The 14,560-nt window shown below is 60.9% G+C and carries 12 protein-coding genes; 6 read left to right on the top strand and 6 right to left on the bottom strand.

Going from position 1 to position 14,560, the window contains the following annotated elements:
• Positions 1-39 precede the first annotated feature (39 nt).
• Positions 40-888: a hypothetical protein gene (locus tag JF616_12150; GenBank protein MBW8888499.1), complete on the top strand. Its 849-nt coding sequence runs from the start codon at positions 40-42 to the stop codon at positions 886-888.
• Between the two features lie 6 nt (positions 889-894).
• On the opposite strand, the gene JF616_12155 is transcribed toward JF616_12150, so the two are convergent.
• On the bottom strand, positions 895-2,133 hold the full coding sequence (locus tag JF616_12155; protein ID MBW8888500.1) for a hypothetical protein: 1,239 nt from the start codon (positions 2,131-2,133) through the stop codon (positions 895-897).
• A 263-nt stretch (positions 2,134-2,396) separates the two neighbouring features.
• On the opposite strand from JF616_12155, the gene JF616_12160 reads away from it, so the two are divergent.
• Together JF616_12160 and JF616_12165 are read left to right on the top strand one after the other, a co-directional pair.
• Positions 2,397-2,699: a hypothetical protein gene (locus tag JF616_12160; GenBank protein ID MBW8888501.1), complete on the top strand. Its 303-nt coding sequence runs from the start codon at positions 2,397-2,399 to the stop codon at positions 2,697-2,699.
• A gap of 227 nt (positions 2,700-2,926) precedes the next feature.
• A complete protein-coding gene (locus JF616_12165) occupies positions 2,927-5,119 on the top strand; it encodes a carboxy terminal-processing peptidase (GenBank protein MBW8888502.1) in 2,193 nt (730 codons plus the stop codon).
• Positions 5,120-5,170: 51 nt separating this feature from the next.
• On the opposite strand, the gene JF616_12170 is transcribed toward JF616_12165, so the two are convergent.
• Together JF616_12170 and JF616_12175 are read right to left on the bottom strand one after the other, a co-directional pair.
• Entirely contained in the window at positions 5,171-8,632 is a 3,462-nt protein-coding gene (locus JF616_12170; GenBank protein MBW8888503.1) for a pyruvate carboxylase, read from the bottom strand.
• Between the two features lie 29 nt (positions 8,633-8,661).
• On the bottom strand, positions 8,662-9,471 hold the full coding sequence (locus tag JF616_12175) for an FKBP-type peptidyl-prolyl cis-trans isomerase (GenBank protein ID MBW8888504.1): 810 nt from the start codon (positions 9,469-9,471) through the stop codon (positions 8,662-8,664).
• A 123-nt stretch (positions 9,472-9,594) separates the two neighbouring features.
• Between JF616_12175 and JF616_12180 the strand changes: the two genes are divergently transcribed.
• Entirely contained in the window at positions 9,595-9,963 is a 369-nt protein-coding gene (locus tag JF616_12180) for a sulfurtransferase (protein ID MBW8888505.1), read from the top strand.
• Between the two features lie 290 nt (positions 9,964-10,253).
• Positions 10,254-10,688 carry a hypothetical protein gene (locus JF616_12185; GenBank protein MBW8888506.1) on the top strand — a complete coding sequence of 145 codons (435 nt, stop codon included), beginning with the start codon at positions 10,254-10,256 and terminating at the stop codon, positions 10,686-10,688.
• A gap of 98 nt (positions 10,689-10,786) precedes the next feature.
• On the opposite strand, the gene JF616_12190 is transcribed toward JF616_12185, so the two are convergent.
• The gene (locus tag JF616_12190) at positions 10,787-11,197 is read right to left on the bottom strand and encodes a hypothetical protein (protein ID MBW8888507.1); all 411 of its coding nucleotides are present in this window, start codon (positions 11,195-11,197) and stop codon (positions 10,787-10,789) included.
• A 299-nt stretch (positions 11,198-11,496) separates the two neighbouring features.
• Between JF616_12190 and JF616_12195 the strand changes: the two genes are divergently transcribed.
• Positions 11,497-11,883: a hypothetical protein gene (locus JF616_12195; protein ID MBW8888508.1), complete on the top strand. Its 387-nt coding sequence runs from the start codon at positions 11,497-11,499 to the stop codon at positions 11,881-11,883.
• A 71-nt stretch (positions 11,884-11,954) separates the two neighbouring features.
• Here JF616_12195 and JF616_12200 read toward each other — a convergent pair whose 3' ends face one another.
• Positions 11,955-13,862, bottom strand: a complete 1,908-nt coding sequence (locus JF616_12200; protein ID MBW8888509.1) for an ABC-F family ATP-binding cassette domain-containing protein — start codon at positions 13,860-13,862, stop codon at positions 11,955-11,957.
• A gap of 97 nt (positions 13,863-13,959) precedes the next feature.
• Entirely contained in the window at positions 13,960-14,544 is a 585-nt protein-coding gene (locus JF616_12205) for a PilZ domain-containing protein (protein MBW8888510.1), read from the bottom strand.
• Positions 14,545-14,560: the final 16 nt, after the last annotated feature.

Raw genomic sequence — 14,560 nt, forward strand, 5'->3', positions numbered from 1 at the left:
GCCTTTCAAGGTACGGCTTCTGGGTAACGGAGGAAGGGCGTGGGTTTGAGAATCCGTTCCTTGGCCGCCGCATTCGCGGCCATAGCCCTTTCCGGCTGCAACAAGATCGGCCTCCTTTACGATTATGCGGATAAACTGGTCCGCTATAAGGTGGAGGATGATTTCGATCTGGATAAGGCCCAGCGGGTCCGCCTCAAGACGGACGTCGAGGGCTATTTCCAATGGCATCGTAAATCGCTGCTCCCTGCCTACGCCGACTTCCTCTCCTATATCGTCGATAGCGCGCGCGTCGATCTCCGCCCGGACGAAATCGATTCCGGCTACCAACGTTATCTAGTACTCTATCGCCGCACCATGGAACCCGTGGCGGAGAAGTCGGCGGCCTTGTTGCTGAGCCTCAGCCCGGATCAGGTCGACGGTTGGATCGAGCGGCAGCGGAAGAAGAACCGGAAGCTGCATAAGGACTTCAGCGGGAGCCAGCCGGAACGCTTGGAACATCGCGCCAAGAAGATCATCGATGAGCTCGAGGATTGGACGGGCAGGTTGAGCAAGGAACAGAAAGAGAAGATCAGGATCCTGAACGGGTCGGTTCCCTGGAACGGTATCCTTTGGCTAGACCTCCGGGAGAAGGTCCAGGAACGGGTGGCCGAAATGGCGAAGCGCAAAGCGCCGGCCGATTCCCTGCGGGCCTACCTTGCGGAGTACTATCTGGGCGATGAGAATCTGAAAAGCGAAGAGTTCCGGGCGCGCTATCGCGAGTTCGAGCAGCGGTTGAAGACGTTTATCTTCGCGATCCGCAATCTGTTGACGGAGGAACAGAGGGCCCGGTTTCTGCAACAGGTCGAGAAGCTGGCCCAGGATTTCCGCGCCCGGAGCCAGCAGGAATAGCCGCCTTTACTCCGCAGGCGGAGGGGGCAGATCGTCAATCCCCGGGGGATTGGGCACGCTCGGGCTTTCGGAGGATGAGCCGCTTGCGGACGAAGAGGATCCGTCCGTAGCATCTCCCGCGTCTGAACCGGCATCGCTGGACGGCTTTGCGCTCTTCTTGCGCAAGGCGGCGCCCCGCGCGGCGGCTTTGGCCATCGCCGACTGGCTCGAGGGCTTGGTCCTTGCGCTGGCGAAGGCCTTCTTCGACTTGGGCGGTTTGCTTTCCACCGGCTTGGTGGCGGCCGCTTTTGCGGTCTTACCGGCCTTTCCCGCAGCTACTGGTGCCGCGGTGCCGTGTGCCGCCGGCGCGACCTCTTTCGGGGCGGCAGTGCCCGATACTACGGCCACCTTGGAAGACTCGACAGGGGACTTCGTAGCCGCCAATTCGTCGGTTAGTTTTTTCACCTCGGTTTCGAGCGCGGTGACATGCGCCTTGGTTTTTTCCTGGAAGTCGGCCATGGCCGCGTTCGCATCCGTCAAGGCCTTGCGATCCACGAAGGCTATCGATGCCTTTTGCATCTCTTTCGAGATCAAGCGCGTGGTGATATAAGCGGAAAGGGCGACTGCGGCCACCAATCCGGCCAACAGGGTGAGAATCCCGATCCCGGAGGAAGCGGGGGCCAATCCGTACATGGCGGGGGAACCGTTAAAGGTCGGGGATTGGGGGATCGAAGCCAAACCGCCGCGATCCGAAGAATCAAATCCGCGCAGGGCCGGTTCGGGTTCGGCAGCCATGTGTTGCACCTGGACCGGTCTCGCTTCCCGATCCGGGGAAGGCATGGGACGGGGCATGGGCGGTTTCGGTTCGGGAGCGGCCATGCCGCGTTCGGGCCCAGCCATGAAAGAGGAACGCACTTCGGACGGAACCCGGGCTTCGACGGCGATGGGGCCACCCATGGCGGGCATCTGGGCGGTGGCCGCGGCCAAGGGCGGGGTGCTATGTCCCGGAAGGCGCTCGGCCATCTGGGATCCGGCAAAATTAGAGGAAGGAACGGCATGGCTGGAAGAGCCCGAACCCGGAAACCAGCATTCGATTCCCTGGCTATTCACCTTCTTGGTTATCAGGCCCTGGCCCTGGAGCGATGAAAGGGATTCGCTGATATCCGAGATGCTGATATTCAAGCGCGTCATCATTTCGGTGATGGTTGGCGCCCGGTCCCCATTCTGGTTCAGGAATTTCAGGATGCGCTGATCATGCTTGGCCATGGATCCTCCGGGCTTGTCCCGCGTTGCCGCAGGAATTGAAAAATGGGCCCCCTAATATAGCTACCCCGCCAGTGGCGGAGTAGCCGGGCCGGGAACCGCTCCTAAACATCGGGATTGATGCCTGAGCGCTTTGCGCCGGCTATCCCGATAACTTATTTAAATGCATAAGGCTTCCCGGGTATCCGGGATCCTGAAGCGGGTAGCCTTGGAACCGGGGCATTCCGCACCGTTTCACTTTTTGGAGGGAAGCCATGATCAAGGCGATGAGCAGTAAAACGTTCGATAATATCCGGGATGGCGTAAAAGACGGAATGGGGACGGCCTGGAAGGCCTCCAAACGGATGCAATTCCGATCCCCGGTGGTGTACGAGCGGCGTACCATGGCATGGGCCGGGGGCTGGCTCGGGATTGCCGTCCTTTCCACGGCGGCTTTGGCCTTGGGGGCTTGGATGTATTTCCGCAAGCGCAAGCAAGTGGCTGATCACTACACCATGGGCGAAGGGCCGGGACCGTCTTGGGAGGCCGACCAAGTCTCCACCGGCCATCAAATGTCCAGCCCCGCTTAGGATGGCTTTCGCAGGGGATGGGCTTTCTCCCTTCCCGAGCCCTCCGCAGGGTAACATGTATGTTACCCGGCCATAGCCTGGCCGGGCGCGCGCATAAGCGCGGGGCCGATTGCGCCCAGGGGAAACATTCCCCGAATCGATAGCTATCATGGCATCGAAAGATTCAAATTGCTATAATACCGAGAAATCGCGCGCGCTCCGTAGTGCGTATTCAGGGAAAGGCCGGGATGTCCAAGGAGTTGCGTTCCTTTGCTTGTGTCTTATCGCTTTTGGGTCTGTCCACGGCCGCCGTGCCGCAGCCGACCAAGGAAGAGTTCCTCACTAAAATCGTGGTGAAAAGCCTGGCTTCGTGGCATTATAGTCCCCCGAAGATCGATGATGCGTTCTCGAAAAAGGTTTACTCCCTCGAGGTCAAGCGTCTGGATCCCCAGAAGAGGTTCCTCATCCAAGAGGACCTGGACTCCCTTTCCCGCTTCGAGACGGATATCGACAACGAGTTGAACCAAGGCTCGCTCGATTTCTTCGACGCCGCTTCCGCCCTGCTGCGGAGGCGAATCCAGGAGGCCCAAACCATGACGGCGGCCTTGCTGGAAACCCAGTTGGATCTGAACGTGGAGGACTCCCTGCCGATGGAGCCGGAAAAGCTCCCCTGGGCCAAGAATAAAGAGGAACTGCGCGATCGCTGGACCAAGATGCTCAAGTACCAGATCCTCGCGCATATGCAAGACGCCCGGGAAACGAAGGATAAGGACAAGGAAGAGAAACTCAAGGAAGCATCCAAGGAAAAGCCCAAGCCGGACGCCGTGAAGGGCGCGAAGGGAAACAAGGGGTCCAAGGCCGCCGTGAACGCGAAGAATGGCGAAAAGCCCGTGGCCCCGGAAGACACGGAGAAGAATGCGCGCGAATACGTGAAGCGCAGCACCCGTCGCCTCTTCGAGCGCATGCTCAAAGAGGATAAGATGGAACGCATTTCGTCCTATTTGAATACGGTGGGGAATACCCACGATCCGCACACCGAGTATTTCAAACCCGAAGCCAAGGAGGATTTCGATCTCTCCATGACCGGGACCTTGGAAGGCATCGGGGCGGTTCTTCGCGAGGACGACGGCTTCATCAAGGTCGTGAGCATCGTGCCGGGAAGCGCCTCGTGGCGCCAGAAGGAACTCAAGGCGGAGGATAAGATCCTGAAAGTCGCCCAGGGCAACGAGGAGCCGGTGGACCTGGTGGAAGCCAGCGTGAACGAGGCAGTGCGGCTCATCCGCGGGCGCAAGGGCACCGAGGTGAGGCTGACCGTGCAAAAGCCTTCCGGACGCATCCAGGTCATCCCCATCATCCGCGACGTGGTGGTGGTGGAGGAGACTTACGCCAAGAGCTCCATTCTGACCCCTCCCGGCAGCAAGAAGAAATACGGTTACATCAACCTGCCGGCCTTTTACCACGACTTCAATAACAGCCACGGCCGGACTTCCTCGGCCGACGTGCGCGATGAGCTGGAAAAGCTCAAGGCGGAAAACGTGGAGGGCGTGGTGCTGGATCTGCGCAGCAATGGCGGAGGCGCGCTGGACGACGCCGTGAAGATGGCGGGATTGTTCTTCAAGACCGGACCTGTGGTCCAAATCAAGGATCAGAAGGGCAATACCACGGTCTTGAACGATCAGGACGCGGACGTCACCTATGACGGGCCGCTGATGATCATGGTCAACACTTTCAGCGCTTCGGCTTCGGAGATCGTGGCGGCGGCCCTGCAGGATTACGGTCGCGCGGTTATCATGGGGACGGATACGAGCTTCGGGAAGGGGACCGTGCAGTCCATGCTGGATCTGGACGCCTACCTGCCGCCCGCGTTCAGTTCCTTTAAGCCGATGGGATCCCTCAAGCTCACCATCCAGAAGTTCTATCGCATCAACGGCGGCACCACCCAATACAAAGGCGTGGTTCCGGACATCATGATACCCGATGCGTACAGCAACCTCGAAGTGGGGGAGAAGAACCTGGATTACCCCATGCCCTGGGATACGGTCAGTTCCCTCACTTACGCGAAATGGCCGAAGCGCGCCGATATCGCTTCCTTGAAAAAGAAAAGCCAAGGCCGCGTCAAGGCCGATCCCTTCGCCCAGAAAATGCTGGAACTGGCCGACAAGCTGGCCAAGCAGCGCGACCGCGCCTACGTAAGCCTGAGCAAGGCCAAGTTCTTCCAGGAGCAGGAAAGCGCCCGCAAGGAATCCGAGAAGTTCGAGGCCTTGCAGAAAGAGAACGCCAACATGAAGGTCTCGCCCCTCGCCTTGTCCCGGCCCCCCGTGGACTCGCTAGAGGATGAGAAGGAGAAGAAGTGGCGCGAGGGCCTGGCCAAGGATTACTACCTGCGCGAGGCCGTAAACGTGCTGGGGGATATGGTCCAACCGAACGTGGCCGCCAAGTAGGAACTTGGCCGCCGGGCGGCCGAGCGGACTCCCTCATTCGCTTCCGCGGCGCTAGGTCGGCTTGATTTCGAAGACCAGATCGCCGGGCGAGACCTCGTCGCCCTTCTGGACAAGCACCCTGGCAACCATCCCCGCGCACGGGGATTTCACCACGTTCATCATCTTCATGGCTTCGGTGGTCAGAAGCTTCTGGCCCTCTTGGATGCGATCTCCGGCGACGGCGGAGATTTCCACCACCTTGCCCGACATGGGCGCCGCGATGTGGCCGGGATTGTCCGGATCGGCCTTGTCCCGACGCTTCACCTTGACGGCCGCCTTGGCATCGGCCACGACGGTGTTGCGGCGGCGGCCGTTCAGCTCCCAAAATATCGAACGGGTTCCGTCAGGTTGCAAATCGCCGATGGCCAGCAGGTTCACGATGAGGGTCTTGCCCTCTTGGATGGTGATGGCCTGCTCCTCGCCGACTTTCACCCCGTAGAAAAAGGTCGGCGTATCCAGCACCGCCACGTCCCCGAAATGATCGCGGAAACGCAGGTAGTCGGTGTACACCTTCGGGTACTGGGCATAGCTGAGGAGATCCTCCTCCTCGAAGTGCCGATTGAACTTCTGCTTCAGCATCGTCCTGGCCGCATCGAAATCGAAATCCTCCAACAACTCGCCTGGGCGGCAAGTGATGGGTTCTTCATCCTTGAGGATCGCCTTTTGGAGCTCGGGCGGGAAGCCGCCGGGAGGCTGGCCCATCATGCCCTTCATCATGCTTACGAAGGAATCCGGGAAGGCCAAATCCTTGGCCCGGCCGATCACCGTATCCGGGGTCAGGTTGTTCTGGACCATGAACAAGGCCATGTCGCCGACGGCCTTGCTGGAAGGCGTAACCTTGATGATGTCGCCGCACATGTCGTTGACCGTGCGGTAGGCATTCTTGACTTCGTCCCACCGTTCGCCAAGGCCCAAGGAAATGGCTTGGGCGCGGAAGTTCGAGTACTGCCCGCCGGGCATCTCATGGCGGTAGACATCCGCCGTGCCGGCCTTGAGTCCGCATTCGAAGGGGGCGTAGGGCTCGCGGGCCACTTCCCAGTAATCGGCCAGCTTTTGCAGGCCAACTTCATCCAGTCCGGTATCGCGCTCGGTCGCTTGCAAGGCGCAGACCAGGGCGTTCAGGGACGGTTGCGAAGTCACTCCCGACATGGAGGACAGGGCCGCGTCCACCACGTCCACTCCGGCCTTGGAGGCTTCCAGCAAGGCGGCTACCTGGTTTCCGCTGGTATCATGGGTATGCAGGTGGATGGGCAAGGACACCGCATTCTTGAGTTCGGTGACCAGGATGCGCGCGGCTTCGGGTTTCAATAGCCCGGCCATGTCCTTGATGGCCAGGATGTGCGTTCCGGCCTTCTCCAATTCCTTCGCGAGCTTCACGTAGTACTGCAAGGTGTACTTGCCGCGCCGGCTGTCGGTGAGATCGCCGCTATAGCAAATGGCCGCTTCGGCGATCTTGCCCGTCTTGAGGACGGCCTCGATGCAAGGCTTAAGGCCTTCGATCCAGTTCAGGCAATCGAAGATGCGGAACACGTCGATGCCGTTGCGGGCGGCTGCGTCGATGAAGCGGTTTACGACGTTATCCGGGTAGTTGGTGTAGCCCACCGCGTTCCCGGAGCGGAACAGCATCTGCAGCAGGGTGCCTGGCATCAGTTTGCGGATGGCCCGTAGGCGCTCCCAAGGATCTTCGTGCAAGAAGCGCAAGGCCACGTCGAAGGTAGCGCCGCCCCACATTTCTTGGGAAAAGAGACCGGCGGCAAGGTGGGCCGATGCATGGGAAATCTTGACCAGATCGTCGCTGCGCATCCGCGTTGCGAGCAGGCTCTGGTGAGCGTCCCGGAAGGTGGTGTCGGTGAGGAGCAATGCCTTTTGCTGCTTAAGCCATTTGGCCAGGCCTTCCGGCCCATGCGCCTTGAAGACGGCGAAGGCGGGGGAGACGGGCGGGGCCGTCTTAGGCACCTTCGGGATGGGGGGCGTTTGCAGGCGCGCCGGTTTCAGTTTCGGGTCGATATCCGGAAAGCCGTTTACGGCGATCTGGGAAAGGTAGTCCAGGAGCTTATTGGCCCGGTCCAGCCGCGGCTTGAAATCGAACAGCTCGGGATGGGTCTCGATGAAGGTGGTGGTGCATTTGCCGGCCAGGAATTCCGGATGCTTCAATACGTTTTCGAGGAAAGGGATATTGGTTTTCACCCCGCGGATACGGAACTCGCGGATGGCGCGCAAGGCCTTGTTGGCGGCCTGATCGAATTGCAGGCCCCAAGCGCATACCTTGATGAGCAGGGAATCGTAATGGGGGGTGATGACGGCGCCATCGAAGCCGGAACCCGCGTCCAGGCGGATGCCCATGCCTTCGCCGGCGCGGAAGGCCGTGATATTGCCATGGTCGGGGGCGAAATTGTTGGTCGGATCCTCGGTGGTCAACCGCAGCTGGATGCAATAACCGCTCTTCTTCACGTCCGCTTGGGACTTGATGCGGATGGAATCATGCCCGAGGGGGTAGCCTTCCGCGATACGGATCTGGGCCTGCACGATGTCCCGGCCGGTGATCACCTCGGTAACGGTGTGCTCGACCTGGATGCGCGGATTGACCTCGATGAAGTAATGCTTACCCGAGCTATCTACCAGGAACTCGACCGTCCCGGCGTTGACGTAATCGACCTCCCGCGCGATCTTGAGCGCGTCCGCGTAAAGCGCTTCCTTCTGCTCCTTGGACAAGGTAAGCGCGGGGGCTATTTCCACCACTTTCTGGTGTCGACGCTGGATCGAGCAATCGCGCTCGAACAGATGCACCATGTTGCCGTGCCTGTCGGCAAGCACCTGGATCTCTATGTGCTTGGGGCTTTCCAGATAGCGTTCGATGAAAACCTTGGGATTCCCGAAGGAGGCCTCGGCCTCGGCGCGGGAGCGGGCGATGGCCGTGACCAGTTCATTCCGGTCCCGCACGATGCTCATGCCGCGGCCGCCGCCGCCCATGGCGGCTTTGATGATCAGGGGGTATCCGAATTCCTTGGCGAAGAGAAGCGCGTCTTGCTCGCTTTCGACCGCATCCTTGGTGCCCGGGACGGTGGGCACGCCCGCCTTCTCCGCAATCAAGCGCGCCGCGGTCTTGTCCCCCATGGCGTCGAGGACTTCCGGAGGAGGCCCGATGAAGGTGATTCCGGCCTTCACACAGGCGCGCGCGAACTCCGCGTTCTCGGAAAGGAAACCGTAGCCGGGGTGGATGGCGTCCACGCCCTTGTCCACGGCGAGTTGCACGATTTCATCGATGGCCAGGTACGCCCCGACGGGGGTCTTTCCCGCGCCGACCAGGTAAGCCTCGTCGGCCTTGTAGCGGTGCAGGTGGAGGCGGTCCTCCCGGGAATAGATGGCCACCGTTTGGATGCCCATCTCGGCGGCCGCGCGGAAGACGCGGATGGCGATCTCCCCGCGGTTCGCCACCATGATTTTACGGATCGGCTTGACCGGGATTTCGCCCATGCGCCTTGCCCCCTTGGATCAGGCCGGAATTACTTGGCCGGCTTGGCGGCTGCGGCCTTGGCCGCGTCCGAGGCCTTGGCGGGCTTGCCCGCGGGAGCGCTTCCGGGGCCGGTCTTATCGGGACCGACGATGCCGAGCAACTCCACCTCGAAGATGAGGGCGGCGTTCGGGCCGATCTGGTGGCCGGCGCCATGCTCGCCATAACCCAATTGCGGCGGGATGAAGAGCTTCCATTTGGAGCCGACCGGCATCATTTCCAGGGCCTCGGTCCAGCCCTTGATCACGTTGGTGACGGGGAACTGCACCGGCTGCCCGCGCTTGTAGGAATTGTCGAACTCGGTTCCATCGACCAAGGTGCCGATGTAGCTCACCGAGACGGTGGAAGTGCTGTCCGGCTTGGGGCCCTTGCCTTCGACTTCGACCTTGTACTGTAAGCCGCTCGGGGTCACTTGGACGCCCGGCTCCTTGGCGTTCTTATCCATGAAGGCTTTCGCAGCTTTCAATCCCGAATCGGCCTTGACCTTCTGCAGGGAATCGTTGCGGGCCATCATGACCTTTTGAAAATCCATCATGGTGGATTGCAGGACGGAGTCCGGAAGGGCGGGTTTGGCGCCGGTCATGGCATCCTGGATGCCGTAGCGCACCTTTTCGAGATCGATATCCTGGCCGCCGAGATTTTGTTGCTTGAAGCTGCGGCCGATGTCCACGCCGATGACGTAGCTCACCTTATCCTTGGTGGTCTTCAATTCGCGCGAACCATGTGTTTCGATTTTGTCGCAAGCCGTAAGCGCAAGCGTGGCCGCTACAACGGAGGCCCATATGCGCATGCTGTTTTCCATATCCAACTCCCTGGAGATTGCTTTTTTTAAGGCGGTCAGAAGCTAGAAAAAAAGGCGGGATTTGGTCGGGCTAGGAATATAATCTATGGTATTCGGCCCTTATCCGCGCATCCAGGAGGCGAGATGGAACACAGCGAAAGATTCCTGCGCATCGTGAACGATGCTAAGACCCGGATCCATGAGATCGGGGTCGCGGAAGTGAAGCGCAAGCAGGACGCCGGCCAGCGCTTCCATCTCGTGGACGTCCGGGAAGAAAGCGAGTGGGCCAAGGGGCGCCTGCCCGGAGCCACGCACCTCGGTAAAGGCATTCTGGAGCGCGACATCGAGAAGGCCATTCCGGATCTGGGCGCCGAGATAATCCTGTATTGTGGCGGGGGATTCCGCTCGGCCTTGGCCGCCGATAACCTTCGGAAAATGGGCTACTCCCGTGTTTTCTCCTTGGATGGCGGCTGGAGGGCCTGGAACGATGCGGGCTTTCCCGTCCAGAATTAACCTGTACGGATTATTATAAGTGGCCAATATTTAAGGGGTAAGGCCAAATGACGTGATGCGGAAGGGGAGGCGGGCCGGGAGATTCCCGTCCTTGCGTCACGAATCCGTAGCATGGCGTTTCCCGGTCCAAGCTAGCTGCGCGTCCACCCGTTTCTCCGCTTTCTAGCGCTAACATTGTTGTAGCCGGTGTTAGCGCCCCGTGGTACGATCGCATTAAGACCTCGGAGCGGGAAACCCGCCTTGTCGCCCGGAAGCATACCGCCCAAGCGGGGTGTTACCGGGCGAAAAGAATGTCCGGCCCTGGGGAGATGGAGGGCGAGGCGATGGACGCGGCGGACGTAACTTTAAGCGCGGGCGCGATGGGCGGGCAGACCGGGTTGTGGATGCTCGCCGTCTTCCTGCTGGGACTGGCGACCATGGCATGGCTTACCGTGAGGGAAGCCAGCCTCTATGAAACCCGGACGGCCATTAAGAATCTGCGTAAGCAGCGTAGGCACAAGTTCCCCGCGCGCGAGGAATTGTCGCCTCTTTCACGCATGAATCTTTTCATCCGCCGGGTAATCCGTGGCGGCGAGATTCTCGAAGTGCTGCAGGAATTCCCGGCGGCGGCGCGCGAAGAGTACGAAGCGCGCTTGCGCCGCGAGATCGATAAGCTGGTCGGCAAGCAGGTCTATCATGGGGGCAAGGAACAATTGAAGCCCCCCACGCGTCCCACTTCCGATTAATTCCGCCGACTCTCTTCCGCAACGATTCCGTAATGTCCAGGCCGCCAGCGAAGGCGGCCTGCATCGTTTCAGGGATTGCCGCGCCCGGTCCTACCGTATCAACGGGGCTGGAACCCGCGAATCACGGCACGGGGAACGCCGCGCCTTCTCCTGACTCCGAACAAACCCCAGAGCGATCCGCCCATGACGGCCCCGGCCAGTTCGCAGCCGTCGCAGGAAGCGGGGCTGTCACCCGGCGAGACTTCCTCGTCTTCGCTTGGGCTCGATTCGGTATCGGAGGGTTTGCTTTGCGGCGCCGCGGGTTTTTCCGCATGCGGCTTCGCCCGGGGAACGTTCTCGCGGGAAGGAGCGGACTCCGCCGGTTTGGGATAGGGCCGTAAATGATGTCGCTTACGCGACGGCTGGGCCAGTTCTTTTCCGGCGCGGTCGCGGGCATGGGCCGGGCCGGAAATGAAAAGGCAGCCGCACGCGGCTACGGTAACCGCCAGGATACGGGCAGAAGGGAACATATATCCGCCTTTCCAAGCTTTGGAAGCTTTCGGGGATAAGCGCGCCGAAAAGGTATAGAAGCAAATGCCGGGCCGCCGATCCGGGCGAATCCGGCCGGAATTTCAGCGATGTGTAAGAATTTCCTTTACGGAGTCGGGAAATTGAACGTGTTTTTGATTTGTCTCCGCCCTGGAGGCCCTATGCGCGTAGGCTTCCGCGGCTGGCTTACTATATTTGGTTCCACCGCGTCCAAAGTGCGACTCTAAATACGTTGCTATCGCTTTTTTGGTTTTCATACAATACGCGCATGCGAGGGAACATGTCTCCGAAGCCTTTCCTGATTGGCCTTATCTTTTTCTCCGCGGTTCATGCCGCGGATGATTCCTTCCGCCTGGTGCGGCAGGACGAGAAGGTGAACATCTACGGGAAAAAGCCCGAGGCCTGCGTCTCCGACGGGGCCAGCGTGATGTTTCTCGTCGAGAACAAGACCAAGGAGCGTCTTGAGCTGAAGTTGGAGCTGCTTAACCTGAAGGTAAAGAACACGCTCACGGTGCGCGTGGAACCGGCGGGCAACACTTCGGTGCTCTCGCTATCCCCGGACCCCGAAGCCTGCACGACCCAGTTGGTCGACATGCAGGTGAGCGCGGTGACGTCTAAGCCGGCTAAAGCCGCCGCCAAACCCGCCGACGCGGCTCCGGTGCTTTAGAGCCCCTGGGCCTCGCTCTTCGCATCCATTCTGTCAGAGTCTCTTCGCGCCCGCGCCCTTAGCTTGATAATTCAATTGGTCTGCTTGGCTTCCAGGGCCGCCCATCGGGCATAGAGGGCTTCGACCTCCGCTTGGCGGGCGGCATGCCTTTCGGTTGCCGCCTTGGAGGCTTCGTAGTTCCCGGAAGCGCTGGCTTCCAGCAGGGCGGCTTCGGCGGCCATCGCTTCGCCTTCCTTGGCCGCGATGGCGGCCTCCATCCCTTCCAACTCCTTTTTCTCGTTGTAGGATAACGTTGAGCGCTTCCTGGCAGGGGCCTCCGCTTCCGGGCGCAGGGGCGCCGTTGCGGCCTCGGCGGTTTCGTTCGCCATGGCTTCCAGGTAATCGCTGTAGTTGCCGGGAATCTGGCGGACCCGGCCGTCCGCGGAGAAAACGAGCATGGATGTCGCCACCTGATCGAGGAAGAACCGATCATGGCCCACGACCAGGGCGCACCCCGGGAAATCCGCCAGGGCCCGTTCCAAAGCCTGCAAGGTGGCGATGTCGAGATCATTGGTCGGCTCGTCGAGGATGAGCAAATTGGCCGGCGCCGAAACCAGCGCCAGGGCGAGCTGGAGCCGGTTCTGCTCCCCGCCGGAAAGCTTGCCCGCCAGGGCGAAATGCATGCGCGCGGGGAAAAGGAAGTTCTCCAGGAAGTTGCGCTTGGCGACGCGCGCGCCCCCGAACTCCACGTACTCGGCATCGCCGCCCAGGGTCTGCCAAACGGTTTTGGACGGATCCAGGGCTTCGCGTTTTTGGTCGAAGTAGGCCGGAACGGTATTCACTCCCAGTTTGATGAGGCCGGAATCGGGCTTAAGATCGCCGAGGACGAGCTTCAGGAAAGTGGTCTTACCGGAGCCGTTGGGCCCGAGGATTCCCACGCGATCCCCGGGAAGCAGGCTCAAGTTCAAATCCCGGAAAAGGGTATGGCCGCCGAAGGATTTGGATATCCCCTGCGCCTCGAGAATCGTTTTCCCCAGGCGGGCGGATCCCTCCAGATCGAGGGACATGGTTTTGTCGGTGGAGAAGCCTTGCGTGTCCCGGGCGGTTTCGAAACGTTGGATGCGGGCTTTAGCCTTGGTCCCGCGGGCTTTGGGGCCCCGGCGGATCCAATCGATCTCCGTCCGCAGGAATCCAAGCCGCTTGGAGTCGGCCTTGGACAGGCTTTCCTCCAGCTCGGCCTTCTTCTCAAGATAGCGCCCGTAATTTCCCGGGAAGGATCGCATCTGCCCCTGCCATAGCTCCAGGATATGATCGACGGCGTTTTCCAGGAAATAACGATCGTGGGTGACCACCACCAAGGTGCCGGGGTAACTTGCGAGTTTCCCTTCCAGCCAGCGGATGGCCGATTCGTCGAGATGGTTGGTGGGCTCATCGAGGAAAAGGAGATCAGGGGTTCCCGCCAAGGCCCGGATGAGCTGGATCTTCTTGATCTGGCCGCCCGAAAGCCGCGGGTTCACGGTCCAGGCCAGGTCCACGTCGAGCTGGCCCGCCAAGGCCTGTACCTGGCCGTATAAATCCCATCCGTGCTCGCGATCAATGGCGGCGGCGAGGTCGGCGAGGATTTCGGCATCCCCGCCGGGAAGCGCCAGGAAATAGCGGGCTAACAGGTTTCCTAAGGGACCATGGGGAGCGAAGATCTCCTCGGCGACCGGGCGGCCCTCGGCCAAGTCGCCCATTTCCGGCCTAGCCTCGGACGGAGGTACGATACGGGCGGCTTGATCAAGATACCGGTAGGCGAGGTTGGTCCGCCGGGTGACCGTGCCGGCGTAGTCGCTTTCCCGGCCGGCGAGGATGCGAAGCAAGGTCGATTTGCCCGAGCCGTTGATGCCGAGCAAGGCGACCTTCTGCCCGCGGTCGATGCCGAAAGAAAGTCCGTCGAAGAGGGTTTTTTCGCCCCAGGCTTTGCGTAGATCCTGGGCGGTGAGGACGTTTTCGGCCATGGGACGGGAGGCTCCGGAAAGGGAGGGGGGAAAGGTAGCAAAGCCGGGAAGGCAGAGAAGCGACGAGGGGACAAGCCGCGTCCCGCGGCTCCCGGACCTATAGCGGCAAGCTGCGGGAGAGGGCCTTCCGCAAGCGGCGCGGGATGGTGGTGGCTTTGAGCAAAGCTTCCGTACGTCCTTGCGCGTCGAGCCTCAAGGCGCGTACGCGGGCAATCAGGGGGTGATTCATAAGCTCCGGTAAGTCGAAGCAAAGGCGCGCTTCGCATCCCGGAAAGAGGAACACCGCGGGGTCTTGGGAAGTGATCCCGAAGTTTCCGCACGGCCCGACGGCCGATAGGGCGAAGGCCGAGGCATGCCCGTACAGGATGGGATGGGGGATGCGCCCGGAGAGGGACGGAACGGCTGCCTGATCGGGAAGGCGGGATGAGGGGTTGGTGAATTCGTCTACGTCCAGCCGCTGGACTCCCACCTTGAGACCGTCGGGAGTAGCCGCGACGGAGCGGACCCTCACCTCGACCATGGGGAATTGGCGTCGATCGAGACGGATGCGAACGGTCAAGATAGAGCCGGTACGGATCGGGATGGGCGAAGGAGCGTCCAGGGTGAATCCGAAGGAGGTCGATGAGAAATCCCATAGCTGCGCAGGATGCCAATCGCCCGCGTCCTGGGCGCGTACGTCCATCGTTACGAGACCAAGT

This window comes from Fibrobacterota bacterium (genome assembly GCA_019509785.1).
GTDB lineage: Bacteria > Fibrobacterota > Fibrobacteria > UBA11236 > UBA11236 > Chersky-265.